The organism is Streptomyces sp. Root431 (assembly GCF_001426585.1).
Classification (GTDB): domain Bacteria; phylum Actinomycetota; class Actinomycetes; order Streptomycetales; family Streptomycetaceae; genus Streptomyces; species Streptomyces stackebrandtii.
Genome location: NZ_LMEI01000012.1, coordinates 265098 through 280441, shown reverse-complemented (window position 1 = coordinate 280441; position 15344 = coordinate 265098). Strand labels below are relative to the sequence as shown.

At 71.0% G+C, this 15344-nt stretch carries 13 protein-coding genes; 8 read left to right on the top strand and 5 right to left on the bottom strand.

Annotated features, from left to right (window positions below):
* The first annotated feature begins 58 nt into the window (after positions 1 to 58).
* Positions 59 to 913 carry an AraC family transcriptional regulator gene (locus ASC82_RS23490; protein ID WP_347336087.1) on the top strand — a complete coding sequence of 285 codons (855 nt, stop codon included), beginning with the start codon at positions 59 to 61 and terminating at the stop codon, positions 911 to 913.
* A 46-nt stretch (positions 914 to 959) separates the two neighbouring features.
* Positions 960 to 1781 carry a carbohydrate-binding protein gene (locus tag ASC82_RS23485; RefSeq protein ID WP_056651464.1) on the top strand — a complete coding sequence of 274 codons (822 nt, stop codon included), beginning with the start codon at positions 960 to 962 and terminating at the stop codon, positions 1779 to 1781.
* A gap of 18 nt (positions 1782 to 1799) precedes the next feature.
* On the opposite strand, the gene fahA is transcribed toward ASC82_RS23485, so the two are convergent.
* Entirely contained in the window at positions 1800 to 3026 is a 1227-nt protein-coding gene (gene fahA, locus ASC82_RS23480; RefSeq protein ID WP_056651461.1) for a fumarylacetoacetase, read from the bottom strand.
* Positions 3027 to 3315: 289 nt separating this feature from the next.
* Here fahA and ASC82_RS23475 point away from each other — a divergent pair, with 289 nt between their 5' ends.
* Positions 3316 to 4701: an LPXTG cell wall anchor domain-containing protein gene (locus ASC82_RS23475; RefSeq protein ID WP_056651458.1), complete on the top strand. Its 1386-nt coding sequence runs from the start codon at positions 3316 to 3318 to the stop codon at positions 4699 to 4701.
* Between the two features lie 65 nt (positions 4702 to 4766).
* Here the strand turns inward: ASC82_RS23475 and ASC82_RS23470 are convergent, their stop codons facing one another.
* Together ASC82_RS23470 and ASC82_RS23465 are read right to left on the bottom strand one after the other, a co-directional pair.
* Entirely contained in the window at positions 4767 to 6773 is a 2007-nt protein-coding gene (locus ASC82_RS23470) for a CocE/NonD family hydrolase (protein ID WP_056651456.1), read from the bottom strand.
* Between the two features lie 20 nt (positions 6774 to 6793).
* The gene (locus tag ASC82_RS23465) at positions 6794 to 8299 is read right to left on the bottom strand and encodes a peptide MFS transporter (RefSeq protein ID WP_056651453.1); all 1506 of its coding nucleotides are present in this window, start codon (positions 8297 to 8299) and stop codon (positions 6794 to 6796) included.
* A gap of 198 nt (positions 8300 to 8497) precedes the next feature.
* Between ASC82_RS23465 and ASC82_RS23460 the strand changes: the two genes are divergently transcribed.
* Together ASC82_RS23460 and ASC82_RS23455 are read left to right on the top strand one after the other, a co-directional pair.
* On the top strand, positions 8498 to 9508 hold the full coding sequence (locus tag ASC82_RS23460) for a polyprenyl synthetase family protein (RefSeq protein ID WP_056651449.1): 1011 nt from the start codon (positions 8498 to 8500) through the stop codon (positions 9506 to 9508).
* A 168-nt stretch (positions 9509 to 9676) separates the two neighbouring features.
* Positions 9677 to 10852 carry a sigma-E factor regulatory protein RseB domain-containing protein gene (locus ASC82_RS23455; protein WP_056651446.1) on the top strand — a complete coding sequence of 392 codons (1176 nt, stop codon included), beginning with the start codon at positions 9677 to 9679 and terminating at the stop codon, positions 10850 to 10852.
* A gap of 65 nt (positions 10853 to 10917) precedes the next feature.
* On the opposite strand, the gene ASC82_RS23450 is transcribed toward ASC82_RS23455, so the two are convergent.
* A complete protein-coding gene (locus tag ASC82_RS23450) occupies positions 10918 to 12228 on the bottom strand; it encodes a M28 family metallopeptidase (RefSeq protein ID WP_056651444.1) in 1311 nt (436 codons plus the stop codon).
* A 281-nt stretch (positions 12229 to 12509) separates the two neighbouring features.
* On the bottom strand, positions 12510 to 12926 hold the full coding sequence (locus ASC82_RS23445) for an ATP-binding protein (protein WP_056651441.1): 417 nt from the start codon (positions 12924 to 12926) through the stop codon (positions 12510 to 12512).
* A 143-nt stretch (positions 12927 to 13069) separates the two neighbouring features.
* Here ASC82_RS23445 and ASC82_RS23440 point away from each other — a divergent pair, with 143 nt between their 5' ends.
* The 3 genes from ASC82_RS23440 to ASC82_RS23430 all read left to right on the top strand — a co-directional run bounded on the left by ASC82_RS23440 (position 13070) and on the right by ASC82_RS23430 (position 15306).
* Positions 13070 to 13936, top strand: a complete 867-nt coding sequence (locus tag ASC82_RS23440; protein WP_056651438.1) for a helix-turn-helix transcriptional regulator — start codon at positions 13070 to 13072, stop codon at positions 13934 to 13936.
* On the top strand, positions 13933 to 14121 hold the full coding sequence (locus ASC82_RS23435) for a DUF397 domain-containing protein (protein WP_056651436.1): 189 nt from the start codon (positions 13933 to 13935) through the stop codon (positions 14119 to 14121). Before ASC82_RS23440 ends, ASC82_RS23435 begins: the two co-directional genes overlap by 4 nt.
* A gap of 78 nt (positions 14122 to 14199) precedes the next feature.
* Complete coding sequence (locus ASC82_RS23430) at positions 14200 to 15306, top strand: hypothetical protein (RefSeq protein WP_056651433.1); 1107 nt, start codon at positions 14200 to 14202, stop codon at positions 15304 to 15306.
* Positions 15307 to 15344: the final 38 nt, after the last annotated feature.

Sequence of the window (15344 nt, the reverse complement as noted above, 5' to 3'; positions counted from 1 at the left end):
TGTACCTGTCGGGGAGGATTCCGTGCGTGGGACCGCGGTTTTAGCCGGGGAGCCGCCGGTGCACCGGTTGGAGGTGCGGCTGCCGGAGCGGGTGCCGTTCGCGGCCGGGGGGTTCGATGCGATGGGGCCGATGTCCCGGGCCGACTATCCGCACCGGCACACGTTCTACGAGATCGTGCACGTCGTCGAGGGGACGGGCGTGCACGTGCTCGACGCGGAGCGGTTCGTCCTCCGTCCTCCCCAGCTGGGGGTGATCCTTCCCGGGCAGGTGCACCGGTGGGAGGGGGTGCGGGGGCTCGAAGGGTCCCTCGTGCTGTTCACGCCCGAGTTCCTGGTGGGCGGCGTCGGGGACGAGGAGCTGCTGCGGCGGCTCGGCGAGCGGCCCTGGGTGGATCTCGACCGGAGCGCGCACGAGCGGACCTCGTTGCTGATGGGGGAGCTCGCCGAGGAGTACCGGGGCGGGGACGACGGGTTCGCCGGGGTGCTGCGGTCCTTGCTGCACGTGTTGCTCGTGCGGGCCGCCCGGGTGCCGGGCGGGCGGGTCGTGGTGCCGCCGCAGGGGCTTGCCGGGGAGTTCCTGCGGATCGCGTCCGACGCCGGGGTCGGCGGGGTGTCCGTGCGGGAGTGTGCCGGGCGGCTGGGGGTCACCCCGGGGTACCTGACCGAGCTCGTGCGGGCCGCCACCGGGCGGACCCCCGCCGTACTGCTGCGGGAGGCGCGGGTGCGGGAGGCGCAACGGCTGCTGGTGGCCACCTCGCTGTCGGTGCGGCAGGTGGCGGCGCGGGTCGGGTTCGAGGATCCGGCGTACTTCTGCCGCTTCTTCCGGCGGGAGGCGGGACGCAGCCCGGGGGACTTCCGAAAACACCATGACGGCCCCGTTCCGTCCATCGAAGACGGCGGCGTCCCCGCCTAGGTTCGTTGCCGAACCCCCTCAGCCCCCACGCGAGGAGCAGGCAGGCATGGACAACGAAACCAGCACCGGGCACGTCACCCGCAAGGCGGTGCTGCGCGCCGCGCTCGCCGCCGGTATGGCGGCGCCCGCCGTGCTCATGGGCGTCCCGGCGCTCGCCCGTACTCTCACCGCCGGCGAGGCGGTGCCCGCGCTCACCCCGGCGTGCGACGACGGTGACGACCCGACTCCGCCGCAGACCGAGGGCCCGTACTTCAAGCCCAACTCGCCGCGAAGGACCAGCCTGTTGGAGGCCGGGACCCCGGGGATCCGGCTCACCGTCAGCGGCTATGTCTTCGGGCTCGCCTGCAAGCCGATACCGGGCGTCCTGCTCGACTTCTGGCAGGCCGACACCAACGGCGCCTACGACAACTCCGGATTCCGCTTCCGCGGCCACCAATTCACCGACGCGCGGGGCGCCTTCGCGCTCACCACGATCGTCCCCGGCCTCTACCCGGGCCGCACCCGGCACCTCCACGTCAAGCTCCAGGCCCCCGGCCGGCCCGTGCTCACCACGCAGCTGTACTTCCCGAACGAACCCCGCAACAACACCGACACGATCTTCGACCCGCGGCTCCTGATGACCGTCCGGGACGCGGGCGGGGCCCGGGAAGCCGCCTTCGACTTCGTCCTGAACGTGCCGCAGGACCCCGGCCCCAGCCCGACGCCGAGCCCCACGGGGACGCCCGGCGGCACCTGGGCCGCCGGGACCGCCTACCGGGCCGGGGACACCGTCACGTACGGCGGCCCGGGCTATGTGTGCCTCCAGGCACACACCGCCCAGGCCGGCTGGGAGCCGCCGAACGTCCCCGCCCTCTGGCGCCTGCGCTAGCGGTCAGGCGGAAGGAAGTCAGGCGGAAGGAACGATCCGGCCCCGGACCTCGCCGAGACCCACCCGCGTGCCGTCCGGGCCCGGTGCCCAGGCCGTGAGCACGACCTCGTCGCCGTCCTCCAGGAACGTCCGCTTGCCACCGGCCAGTTCGATCGCGTCCCGGCCGTTCCAGGTGAGTTCGAGCAGCGAGCCGCGCTGGCCCACCTCGGGCCCGGAGACCGTCCCGGAGCCGTACAGGTCACCCGTGCGCAGCGAGGCGCCGTTCACCGTCATGTGGGCGAGCTGCTGGGCCGCCGTCCAGTACATGGTGGCGAACGGCGGCTCGGCCACGGCCTCGCCGTTGATCTCCACCGTGATCCGCACGTCGAAGCCGCCCGGCTCCTCCTCGGCCGCGTCGTCCAGGTACGGAAGGAGCGGGAAGTCCCGCGCGGGCGGGGCGGTCCGGGCGGCGTCCAGCGCCTCCAGGGGCGTCACCCAGGCCGCCACCGACGTCTGGAACGACTTGCCGAGGAACGGGCCGAGCGGCACGTACTCCCAGGCCTGGACGTCCCGCGCCGACCAGTCGTTGAGCAGCGACAGGCCGAAGACGTGCTCCCGGAAGTCGCCGAGCGCGACCGGCTTCCCCAGCTCCGACGGGGCGCCGACGAGGAAGCCGACCTCCGCCTCGATGTCCAGCTTGATCGAGGGCCCGAAGACCGGGGCCGCGTCCGCCGGCGCCTTGCGCTGCCCGGAGGGGCGTACGACATCGGTGCCGGAGACCACGACCGTGCCCGCGCGACCGTGGTAACCGATCGGCAGGTGCTTCCAGTTGGGGGTCAGCGCGTCGCCGTCCGGGCGGAAGATCCGGCCCACGTTCGTCGCGTGGTGCTCGCTCGCGTAGAAGTCGACGTAGTCCGCGACCTCGTACGGCAGGTGCAGCGTCACCGCGTCCAGCGGGTACAGGAGCGGCTCGATGTCCGCCCGGTGCGCGGGCACCGTCACCCAGGCGGTGAGCGCCCGACGCACATCGCGCCAGGCGGTCCGCCCGGCCGCGAGCAGCGGGTTCAGGCTCGGCTGGGCGAGCAGGGCCGCGTAGGGCGAGCCGAGCGCGTGCGCCGCGGCGCCCGCGTCCAGCACGTACCCGCCGATCCGGACGCCGAGCCGGCGCCGCTCGGGCGCGTCGGCGGTGGTGAAGACGCCGTACGGGAGGTTGTGCGGGCCGAAGGGATCGCCCTCGGCCAGGTCGAGCGGGCTGTGCTCGGACATCTGTGCGTGCCTCGCTTTCCACGTGTGTGGGGGACACGTTACGGGGCCTGCCGCCGGGCGCTGATGACATGGATCACACAGAAAGTGCGGCCTCCGTGAGCAACTGTCCGGCTTCGCGCGATTTGCGTCCACGGTGGGTCTCGGACCCGGCGCCGAGCTGCGAAAACAGGTCTCCCGTAGGGCTGTTCCCGGTCATAGGATCACAGTGGTACCGCGCCGCGTGAAGCTACCGCAGGCGCGTGCCCCGCACTTCTCTCACCCTCCCTGACCAGGAAAAAGGTCCCGCACTGTGAAGATTCGCCGCATTCTCGCGACCGCCGTGGCGGCCGCCGTGACCACCCCGGTCCTGTTCCTCTCCGCCGCGCCCGCGTTCGCCGACACCAAGCCGACGCCCGCCTCGACGGAGAAGCCCGCCCCGGACGAGGAATCGGACGGCGACGACTTCGCCGAGTACGAGAAGCTGCTCGCCGCCGTCACCGCGGCGGAGGAGAAGCTCGAGGAGCTGGAGACCCAGCGCAAGGCGGTCGTGCAGGACCTCCGGGACGGCAACGTCGGCGAGGCCCTGAAGACCGAGCTCGCCGCGGCCAAGGCCGCCGTCGAGGCCGCCAAGACCGCGAAGACCACCGCCGACGCGGCACTCGTCACCGCCGAGGCGGCGCTGGCGAAGCTGAAGGAGACCGGCAGCACCGCCACGCCGGAGCAGATCGCCGCGGCCGAGCAGGCCGTCACCGACGCGAAGACCGCCGTCGAGGCCGCCGTCGCCGGCACGACCGCCGCCGACCTCCGCCTGAAGAACGCGGACCTCGCCGTCCAGAACGCGCGGGTCGCCCTCTCCCAGAAGGCCAGTCTGCTCGCCGCCGACATCGTGGTGGCCGAGCAGGACCTCGCCGACGCTGAGGCCGCCCTGGAGGAGTTCGAGGGCGGCGCGATCTGCGAGGAGGAGGAGATGGAGAAGGACCCCTCCCTCACGGTCGCGCTGAACGGGCCGAAGACGATCACCGCCGGCAGCAGCGCCGTCTTCTCGCTGCGGGTCACCAACATCTCCGACCGGACCCTGGAGTCGGTCCAGGCCTACGCCGGCGCCCTCCAGCTCCCGGAGTCCGGTGACGTCATCGACGACGAGACGGACTGGGAGAACCAGCTCATCCAGGTCGAGTGGTCCTCCGCCGACAACCTGGAGTGGACGGAGTTCACCGAGAAGTCCGACGCCATCGAGGTCGGCAAGCTGGTCAAGGGCGGCTCCGCCGACGTGAAGCTGCGCCTCACGGTCGATGAGGACGCTCCTGTCGGCAAGGGCGTGGCCTTCGCGGGCGGCGCGTACGAGACCAACGCCGACGACGCCTGCGGCATGGCCGAGGACGTCGCGACCGCCCACTTCGACATCCTCGCGGCCAAGGACGACAAGCCGACCCCGAAGCCCACCTCGGCGACGGAGTCCCCGGAGCCGTCCCCGTCGACCACGACGCCGACCCCGGCGCCGACCGTCACCTCCACGGGCAACGGCAACACCACCCAGCAGGGCGGCTCGTCGAACACCGCGGTGAACAACGGCGCCCTCGCCGCCACCGGTGCGAACGACACCCTGCCGCTCGGCCTCGCCGCCGCCGGGGCCGTCGTCCTCGGCGCCGGCGCGCTCGTCTTCGCCCGCCGCCGCAAGGCCGGCGCGAACGCGTAAGTCACGGCGAAGGCGCCCGCACCGACCCCGGTGCGGGCGCCTTCGCGCGTGTCCGGAAGCCGTCCTCAGCCCGCCGTGCGCGGGATGCTCTTCTCCCAGGTGCGGTGGAAGACGACCTCGCCGCCCTCCTTGCACACCACCTCGTTCGCGGTGTGGAAGGCGTCCGCGTCGCAGGAGATCTCCGAGCGCGTGTCGACCGTGACGTCCCAGGCCATCTCCGGCCGGTGCAGCCGGATCGACCACTCCGAGCGGGTCCGCGCGGACAGCGGGTCGCCCTCGTCGATCGTGTACGTCTCCACGGCGTCCTCGGTGAACTCCAGGCCGTCCGGGTACACCCGCGTCCCGCCGTACTTCGGGTCGACCTCCAGCTTCCACTCGCCCTTCGCCACGTCCCGCACCACGACCCGCTCAGGCCGCGGCTCCTCCAGGGTGCGCGGGTAGGCGACGCCCAGCGGCTCGGACTGCTCCGGCTCCTCCCACTGGACGGCGTCCTCCGTGTGGCGGCGGACCGGCAGGGTGAGGGAGGAGCCCGCGGGGTCGAGCGTGAAGCCCTTCGCGTCCGGCTGCGGCCAGATCCACGGCCAGTACGTGGAGGAGACCGCGAGCCGCACCCGGTGGCCGGGCGGGAAGGTGTGCCCGATGCCGTTCAGCTCGAAGACGAAGCTCTCCCACTCGCCGATCTGCGCCTCCACGGCCCGGTCGCGGCCGTAGCGGGCGGAGAAGTTCAGCGCGCCGCGCGTGACGAGAGTGGACGAGCCGTCGGGGGCGATGTCGCAGAGCCGGGCGACGACCTGACCGGTCGGCGCGGGCGTCTGCAGGTGGAGGCTCACGGACGGGCGGCCGAGGATCTCGATGGGGCCGCCGTCCTCGGGGACGGGGAAGTCGAAGCAGGCCGAGTGGGCGTCCTCCTCGCGCTGGTCCGGCGGCAGGTCGGCGTCGTTGCCGAAGGGGAAGAACCGGCCGGCGTCGATGCCGGTCTGCTGCGGGGAGTCGACGACGACCGGGGCGCCCTGGAAGGCGTACGTGACGGGGGTGACGTTCGGCGACGGCCAGGCGGGGTCGGTGACCCAGCGGCCCGGCAGCTCCTCGTACACGGTGGCTGGCGGGTGCGTCTCGCTGATCCAGGCGCGCAGCAGCGGCTCGGCCATCACGTCGTTCTCGACGCCCTTGAGGTGGTGGTCCCACCAGCGCAGGGTCTCCTGGAGGAAGCCGATGGCGGGTCCGGGCGGCAGGCCGCGGTCGGGGTACTGGTGGGACCAGGGGCCGATGATGCCGCGCACCCGGTCCTGGGGGAGGTGCTCGGCGAGCCGCAGGACGGTGTCCCGGTACGGGTCGTGCCAGCCGCCCACGGCGAGGACGGCGGCCCGGATCGCGGAGTAGTCCTCGCAGACGCTGCCGTGCCGCCAGTACGCGTCGCGGGTCTGGTGGGCGAGCCAGGTGTGGATGAGCGGGTCCACGGCCTCCAGGCGCTTCAGCCACCGCTCGCGCCACTCCTCGCCCGCGTACCGCGGGTCGGGCGGCCGGCAGACGAAGGCGAGCATCGTGGCCGCCCAGGCGTGCATGTCGACGCCGAGGACCGAGCCGCCCATGTAGTGGACGTCGTTGTCGTACCGGTCGTCGGTGGAGCAGACGGTGACGATCGCCTTGAGCGGTTCGGGGGCGAGGGCGGCGATCTGGAGCGAGTTGAAGCCGCCCCAGGAGATGCCGAACATGCCGACCTTGCCCGTGCACCAGGGCTGCTCGGCGAGCCAGTTCACGACGGCCACGCCGTCGGCGAGCTCGACGGGGTCGTACTCGTCGCCGGGGAGGCCCTCGCTGTTGCCGTGGCCGCGGACGTCGACCCGTACGGAGGCGTAGCCGTGGCCCGCGTACCAGGGGTGCCGCTGCCAGTCGCGGGGCGCGGTCCAGTCGCTCAGGCGGTACGGCAGGTACTCCAGGAGGGCCGGTACGGGCTCCTCGGTGACCGGGCGCCAGATCCTGGCGTACAGCCGGGTGCCGTCCGGCAGCGGGATGCGGACGTCCTCGTGGCGGGTCTCGTACGGGAAGTCGGTACGGATCTTCGGCTTCGGCATCAGGTCCCCTCGGGGTGGCCTCAGTGGACGGGGTGCATGGTGCGGCGCAGCCAGGGCGCCAGGGCGATCACGGCGAGGCCGACGAGGACGGCCACGGCGCCGTTCACGCCGAAGTACACGGGCTTGGAGACGTCGTCGTAGAGCTTCACGGTCTGGGCCTGGATGCCGTTGGCGAGCGCGAGCGAGAGGAACCACAGCGACATCGTCTGGCTGGAGAAGGCCTTCGGGGCGAGCTTGCTCGTGGCGGACATCCCGGAGGTCTCCAGGAGCACGTCGCCGAGGCCGAGCAGCAAGTACGAGCCGACGATCCACCAGGCGGCCATCTGGTACGTGTCGTCGGCGTGCCCGGAGGTCGGCAGGACCATCAGGAGGAAGGACAGACCGCCGAGGATCACACCGAAGGCGATCTTGTTGGAGGCGTGCGGCTGCCGGTGCCCCATCCGGGCCCAGACGGCGGCCACGACGGGCGCGAGGAGGACCTCGAAGGCGCCGAGGGCGGAGGCGTACCAGCTGGCCGGGAAGTCGAAGCCGAGGATGGTCGTGCGGGCGTTGGTGGAGGCCAGCAGGATCATCGTCGAGTACGCCTGGAAGAGGATGAAGTTGAACACCACCGAGGCCAGGAACAGCACGATGTACGGCTTGAGCCGGCCGCGCTCCTCGGCGGTGACCCGGGGGCTCCTGAACATCACCCAGAAGTAGACGACGGGCGCGATGACCGAGATCAGGGTCAGCAGGTCGACGAACCGGTCCATGGTCAGCCAGCCCGCGAGGGCGAGCGCCACGGCGACGACGGCCGTCACGACCGCCCCGACGGCGATCGTCCGGACGGCCCGGCGCATGGCGTCCGGGGCGAGCGCGAACTCGGCGGCGTGCTTGCGCCCGGCCAGGTGACGGCGGCCCGCCACGTACTGGATCAGGCCGAAGGTCATGCCGATCGCGGCGGCCGAGAAGCCCCAGTGGTAGCCCTTGTGGTCGGCGAGCCAGCCGGTGATCAGCGGGCCGGCGAAGGCGCCGATGTTGATCGCCATGTAGTAGAGCGCGAAACCGGCGTCGCGGCGGTCGTCGTCCGTGCGGTAGAGCTTGCCGACCATCGTCGCCACGTTCGGCTTGAGCAGGCCCGTGCCGGCGCTGATCAGGCCGAGGCCCACCCAGGTCATGGCGGCCGTCGGCACGGCCATGGCGTAGTGGCCGCAGGCGATCAGGATGCCGCCCCAGAGGACCGCGCGGTACGAGCCCAGGATGCGGTCCGCGAGCCAGCCGCCGGCCACCGAGACGAGGTAGACGAGCGTGCCGTAGGCGGCGGAGACCGAGGCGGCGGTGCCGGAGGCCATGCCGAGGCCGCCGTCGGAGACGCTCGCGGCGAAGTAGAGGACGAGGATCGCCTGCATGCCGAGGAACGAGAACCGCTCCCAGACCTCCAGGCCCGACAGAGTGAGCAGGCCCCGCGGATGGCCGAAGAACGCGTGATCGTCCTCCGGGGGCGGCTGCTCACTGTTCGGATCCGTATCGATTGCTGTTCGGGACAAAACGCCTACTCCTGGTCGTATGAGCTGATCACGAACATACCGGGGGTGACGGGAAGGCGCCCACGGTGATCGAAAGGTGACCGGATACGCTGGCTTGAGTGAATCGAGCGACACATCGACAATCCGTGTGATCGTGAGCAGTCCATGTGAACAATCCGTGTGATCGTCAGCAGGCGTCAGCAGACAGGAGACCCCCTCGTGACCGTCGTCGGGCCGTTCGGTCTTAGCGTGCGGGACCAGGCTCTTGAGGCCGATGTCCAGACCGGGTTGGCGGCTGTGGAGGCGGGCCTCCTGGACGCCACCAAGAGCGATGTCCCCTTCATCACGGAGGCCGCGCAGCACCTCGTTCTGGCCGGTGGCAAGCGGTTCCGCCCCCTGCTCGTGATGCTCGCCGCCCAGTTCGGCGACCCCTACGCGCCGGGCGTCGTGCCCTCCGCCGTGGTCGTCGAGCTCACCCACCTGGCCACGCTCTACCACGACGACGTCATGGACGAGGCCGACGTCCGGCGCGGCGTCGACAGCGCCAACACGCGCTGGGGCAACTCGATCGCCGTCCTGACGGGTGACTTCCTCTTCGCCCGCGCCTCGCACACGCTCGCGGACCTCGGCCCCGAGGCCGTACGGATCCAGTCCGAGGCGTTCGAACGGCTCGTGACCGGCCAGATCCTGGAGACCGCGGGACCGACCGACGGCCGCGACCCCGTCGACCACTACCTCGACGTCCTCGGCGGCAAGACCGGCTCGCTCGTCGCCGTCTCCTGCCGCTTCGGCGCGATGATGGCCGGCGCCGACGAGAGCGTCGTCGACATCCTCACCCAGTACGGGGAGCGGCTCGGCGTCGCCTTCCAGCTCGCCGACGACGTCCTCGACATCGCCTCCGACTCCCACGAGTCCGGCAAGACCCCCGGCATCGACCTCCGCGAGGGCATCCCGACCCTGCCCGTCCTGCGCCTGCGGGCCGCTGCGGCCGCCCACGGCCGCCCGGAGGACGTCGAGCTCGTCGCCCTCGTCGACGGCGACCTGACGGACGACGACCGGCACGCCGAGGTCCTGCGGCGCCTCCGCGTCCACCCGGCCCTGGAGCAGGCCCGCAGGGACACCGTGCGGTACGCCGAAGAGGCGCGCGCGATGCTCGCGCCGCTGCCCGACGGGTACGCGAAGGCGGCGCTCCAGGAGCTGTGCGACGCGGTGGTCCACCGCGCGGGCTGAGGCTCCGCCGCACCCCCGGGGGTCCACCACGGGGGTGAGGGAATCTCAGGGTGGGGTCATCCCGAAGCAGTACGTGAGGTTGATCCCGGGGGCTGACGCTTCCGTGCCCCCGATTTGGTCAGATGGAGTCATCGACCACTAGGGCGCAGCACGGAGGAAGCGGAGACCATGGCAGACACCCGTAAGGCGAGCCGGTTCATCGTCCCGGTCGCGGTGGCAGGAGTGGCCGCGGCGACCATCGGGCTCGTCCCGGCACTGGCCGCGTCCGGTGACCCGGACCTGCCCGAGATCACGGCCCAGCAGCTCATCGAGAAGATCGCCGCCTCGGACACCCAGACCCTGTCCGGCACGTTCAAGATCTCCACCGACCTCGGTCTGCCCCTCGGCGGCCTGGCCGACCTCGGCGCCCTGGCCGGCGGCGGCGACGGCTCCTCCTCGGCGGACCCCACGGAGAAGCTCACCGAGCTCGTCTCCGGCACGCACACGCTGCGCGTGGCCGCCGACGGCCCCGACCGCCAGAAGCTGACGCTGCTCGACGGCTCCGACGAGTACAGCCTGATCCACAACGGCGACGACGTCTGGGCCTACGACAGCAAGTCCAAGGAGGTCTTCCACGAGAAGGGCGCGTCCGGCGCCCCGGAGGGCGTCGACGGCGACAAGCAGATTCCGGCCACTCCGAAGGAGATGGCGGACGAGATCCTCAAGGCGGCCGGCGACACCACGTCGGTCACCGTCGGCGGCACGGCGAAGGTCGCCGGCCGGGACGCGTACCAGCTGATGATCAAGCCGAAGCAGTCCGGCTCGACCGTCGAGTCGATCAGGATCGCCGTGGACGCGGCGACCGGCACCCCGCTGAAGTTCACCCTCGCCTCGGTCGAGGGCGGCAAGCCGGTCGTCGACGCGGGCTTCACCAAGGTCGACTTCGGCAAGCCCGCGGCCTCGGACTTCGACTTCAAGGTCCCGGAGGGCGCCAAGGTCACGGAGGGCGCCGCGGAGAAGGACGCCGCGGCGGAGCAGAAGCTCCCCGAGGACCTCGCGAAGGAGCTCGGCGGCCTCGGCGGCTTCGGCGACCTCGGGGAGGGCGGCGGCCTGAACGTCATCGGCGAGGGCTGGACGGCGATCGCGAAGCTCGACTCGGGCGCCCCGGCCCCCAAGACCGACGAAGCGCCGAAGGAGATCCAGGGTCTCCTGGACTCCTTCGGCGACAAGGTCACCGGGAAGTTCGGCTCGGGCACCGTCTTCAAGACGAAGCTCGTGAACGCGCTGCTCACGGACGACGGCAAGGTCTACGTCGGCGCGGTGACGCAGGACGCGCTGGTGAACGCGGCCAACGCCGGTAAGTAGCAGTTGGATTGGGACCCCGGGCGGGTCGGGGGCGATGGTCACCGACCCACCCGGGAGTTCTGCTTTCAGGCCGACGGGAACGTCAGCTTGAAGTTGTTGATGTAGCCCGTGTCGACGGAGGCCTTGTCCTGGACGCGGAGCTTCCAGGCACCGTTGGCGACCTCGGAGGAGGCGTTCACGGTGAAGGTCTGGACGATGTTGTCGGCACTGCCGCCGGCGCGGTTGCTCAGGCTGTAGACCGAGCCGTCGGGGGCGACGAGGTCGACGATGAGGTCACCGCGGTAGGTGTGGACGATGTCCACGCCGACGGCGAGGTTGGCCGGGGCGTTGCCCGTGATGCCGGTGACGTTGACCGTGGAGGTCACCGCGGCGCCGTTGTCCGGGACGGACACGTCGGCCGCGTTCTCGAAGACCGTGCCGGTCGGCGGCGTGGTCGTGCTGCCGGACAGCGTCCACACCGCGTGCGCGACCGCGTCGCTGTTGCGGTCCAGCGCGGTGTCGTTGATGTTCGACGTGGTGTCGCACGACGAGTGGTAGCAGCGGTCGAAGGCCGTGGCCGTACCGCCCCACTTCGACACCTGGGCACTGGTCTTGACCCGGCTCGCGCCCGTGAAGAGACCGCCGACGGGTATGCCGACGTTCTTGAACGAGGCGTGGTCGGAGCGGCCGTCGCCCTCGGTCTCGATCTCGGTCGGGACGCCGATGCCCGTGAAGTAGTTCTTGAAGGTCTGCTCGATCGTCGGGTCGTCGTCGTAGACGAAGTAGCCCGGGTTCGGCGAGCCGATCATGTCGAAGTTCAGGTAGCCGGAGAGCTTCGCGCGCTCCGCCGTCGGCAGCTGGCTGACGTAGTACTTCGAACCGACGAGGCCGAGCTCCTCCGCACCCCACCAGCCGAAGCGCAGGTGCTTGGAGGGCTGGTAGCCGGACCGGGCGACGGCGAGGGCCGTCTCCAGGACCGCGGCGGAACCGGAGCCGTTGTCGTTGATACCGGCGCCGGAGGTGACCGAGTCGAGGTGCGAGCCGGCCATCAGGACCTGGTTCGGGTCACCGCCCGGCCAGTCGGCTATCAGGTTGTAGCCGGTGGCGCCGCTGGAGGTGAACTGCTGGATGGTGGTGGTGTATCCGGCGGCGTCGAGCTTGGCCTTCACGAAGTCGATCGACGCCTTGTAGCCGGTACGGCCGTGGGCGCGGTTGCCGCCGTTGGCGGTGGCGATCGACTGGAGGTCCGTCAAGTGCTGCTTGACGTTGGCCAGCGGGATGTCGGGCGCGGCGGCGGCCGCCTGCGCCTCTGCACCGGCGGTACCGGTGAGACCGGCGAGCGCGAGGGCCGCGAGAGCGGCGACCGCGGTGACGCGTCTGGGCACGGAGATGTTCATGTGGGGGCTCCGGATTCCGAACGGGGATGGGACGGAACGTGCGAGACGCCTCGGGCTTGGGTGCCACGAGGCGCTGGAGCTGTGCGAGTGCATGTGCGGTGTTCAGTTGTTCTGCTGTGCGTGCTGAATGTTCAGTGAGAGTTTGACTCCGCGTCAAGAGCGGAAACCGGTCAGGTGCGTTCGCTCAACGGACAGAGGGGCGGAGATGGCGGCGATCCCCCCGGACCCGACCGGGGCGGGGGGAGTGGGTGCAGCCGCGCGCGGGGGAGAGAGGCCGCACCTCACCGAAGGGGCAGCTCGGCCCAGACCGTCTTGCGCGGCTCGGGCCCCCGCCGCACCCCCCAACTCCGCGCCAAGGCGCCGACGATCAGGAGCCCGCGCCCCGACTCGGCGCCCCCCGGCTCCCCGGCGACCGGGAGTCGGTCACCCCGCGTATCGGTGACCTCGATACGGAGCGTGTCCGCCGCCGCGAAGAGCTCGACCCGGAAGTCGCGTCCCGGGACCCGCCCGTGCGTCACGGCATTGGCCGCCAACTCGGCCACGATCTGCGCCGCCGGCTCCGTGATGGTGGGCAGCCCCCAGGCCCTCACCTGCTCGACCGCGAGGAGCCGGGCGAGCCGGGCACCTCGGCGGGTGGAGGACAACTGAAGGCAGAAATGGCGTTCACACGCCACCAGTTGACTGGTTTCACGGTTCATGGCACCCAGCCTGGCGGCGGCTGCCTACGCTGCCCATCGAACATGCCCTTACGTACGGTTACTGTCTTGCGGCTGTCCTGCGCTGTCTCGACTGTCTCGGACACCACCCCGGGTAGAGGGCCGCCACAAGGAGGTGGGCACGCATGAGCGTGGACGAGGTTGAGGGCGCGGTTGTCGACGACTCGGGGTGGGAGATCGACCCGGGCGACGAGTCGGGCAAGGCGGTCCTGGCCACGGTCGGCCGCCAGATCAGGATGTGGAGGGAATCGAAGGGTGTGCGGGTTGCCGACTTCGGTGACCTGACCGGCTACAGCGAGGACATGATCCGCAAGATCGAGCGGGGGGACCGCATCCCGCGCGCGGAGTTCCTGGACGACTCGGACAGGGTGCTGGGGGCGAATGGGCTGATCGCGGCGATGAAGGGCGATGTCGCGGAGGTCCGCTACCCGAAGCAGGTGAGGGACCTCGCGAAGCTGGAGAACCGGGCGGTCGAGTTCTGCATGTACTCCAACTTCGACGTCCACGGACTTCTCCAGACCGAGGAGTTCTCGCGAGCGATTCTGCGGACATGGCGCCCGGCCTACGGACAGGAGGAGCTGGAGCGCTATCTGTCGGCGCGAGTGGCGCGGCGCTCGGTTCTGGAGAAGAGCCCTGCGCCCGAGTTCTCCTTCATTCAGGAAGAGGTGTCGCTGAGGCGGCCCATCGGAGGGAGAATGGTGTTGCGTCGCCAGCTTGAACACCTGCTGGAAGTGAGTGAATTGCCCAGCGTTGACATTCAGGTGATGCCTACCGAGCGGGCCGATCACCCGGCGACGGGCGGTCGGATCGCGCTTCTCAAGTTCGGAGACGGAACGGCGGTGGGTCGCATGGACGGAGACTTCGGCGGTCGTCCTGTCTCTGACCTCAAGCGACTCCGGATGCTGGAGCTGCGCTATGGCATCATCCGGTCCAAGGCCCTCACTCCGGCGGAGTCACGGGACTTCATCGAGCAACTGCTGGGAGAGACATGATCGGCACCCCCGAGCTGAACTGGTTCAAGAGCAGCTACAGCGACAGTGGTAACGGCAACGACTGCATCGAGGTCGCGACTTCCCCCGGCACCGTCCACGTCCGTGACTCCAAGCGCACCGACGGCCCCCGACTCGCCTTCGGCCCGGCCGCCTGGGCGGGCTTCGTCGGGGCGTACGGCCGGTAATTCGGGCCGGTTGTCGCATGGTTGCGCGACCTTCACGGGCGGCAGGTTAGGTCATGATCATGACCTAACCTGCTCCCCGTGAGCGGAATAGACCTCGGCAACGGAATCGTCGGCGCCATCCTGGGCGTCGTCTTCGCGACCCTCTTCCAGCAGTGGACCCAGGACCTGTGGTTCAAGGTCAGGCGCCGCTCCGCCGGCGTCGTCCGCAGCCTCACCTACCGGCAGGAGCCGGGCCGTGCCTGGGCCGCGTTCTCCCTCGGCCCGCTGCACACCCCCGCCCTGATCGTCGAGGGCGACGGCGACCGGGCCATCGCTCCGGAATCCGTCCACGTCCAAGTCCTCGAAGGCGACGCCGAGTTGCCGGACGAGATGGTGGAGTGGCGGGACGAGATCGAGACCGAGGAGAGCCGGGCCGCCGAGGCCGGGGAACGCAGACCCGTCTGGAACGGGCCCCGGTACGCCGTCGAGTCTGTCGAGATCTCCCGTTCGGCCCTCGACGAGCAGTCCGAGGTCCACCTGCGGCTGCGGCCCACCGACTACTACACCTTCCTCGCCGCCCAGCAGCTCGACCGCCGCCTCCCGGACGGCACGACCCCGCGCGGGCGCTACCTCGACCCGGACGCGCCGCTCACCTCGCCCGCGTTCCTCCAGTGCAGCTTCGCCACCAACATCGCCGTCGTCACCGCCGACCACCTGCTCGTCGTCAGCCGCCGCAGCGACCGCGTCCGGATGGCCCCGGGACTGTGGAACTCCTCCGTCAACGAAGGTCTCTCCCGCCACATCGACTCCGCCGGCCGCAACGCCCCCGACCTGCACTCGGTCGCCCGCCGGGGCATGCGCGAGGAGCTGGCGATCGAGCCGCACGAGTACACGCTCACGCTCCTCGCCTTCGTCCTGGACGTCAGCAAGCGCCACTGGAGCGCGCACTTCTACGCCCGGCTCACCGACCTCACGGGGGAGCAGCTCCAGGCCCGCATGGGCAGGGGCGTCGCGGACCGCTGGGAGCACGGCACGATCGAGTACGTCCCGTTCCGCACGGCGGACGTCACCCGCTACCTCCTCTCCCCGGAACGGCTCCACCGCTGGGCCCCCCTGGCCCCGTCCCTCTTCCACCTGGCACTGGTGCACGTGCACGGGAGGGCGTCGGTGGAACGGGCGGAGGCGCAGGTGCTGCGGAGGTTGTAGGGCCTCTGGGGGTGGGCCTGCTTCGCGGGCTTCTGGTG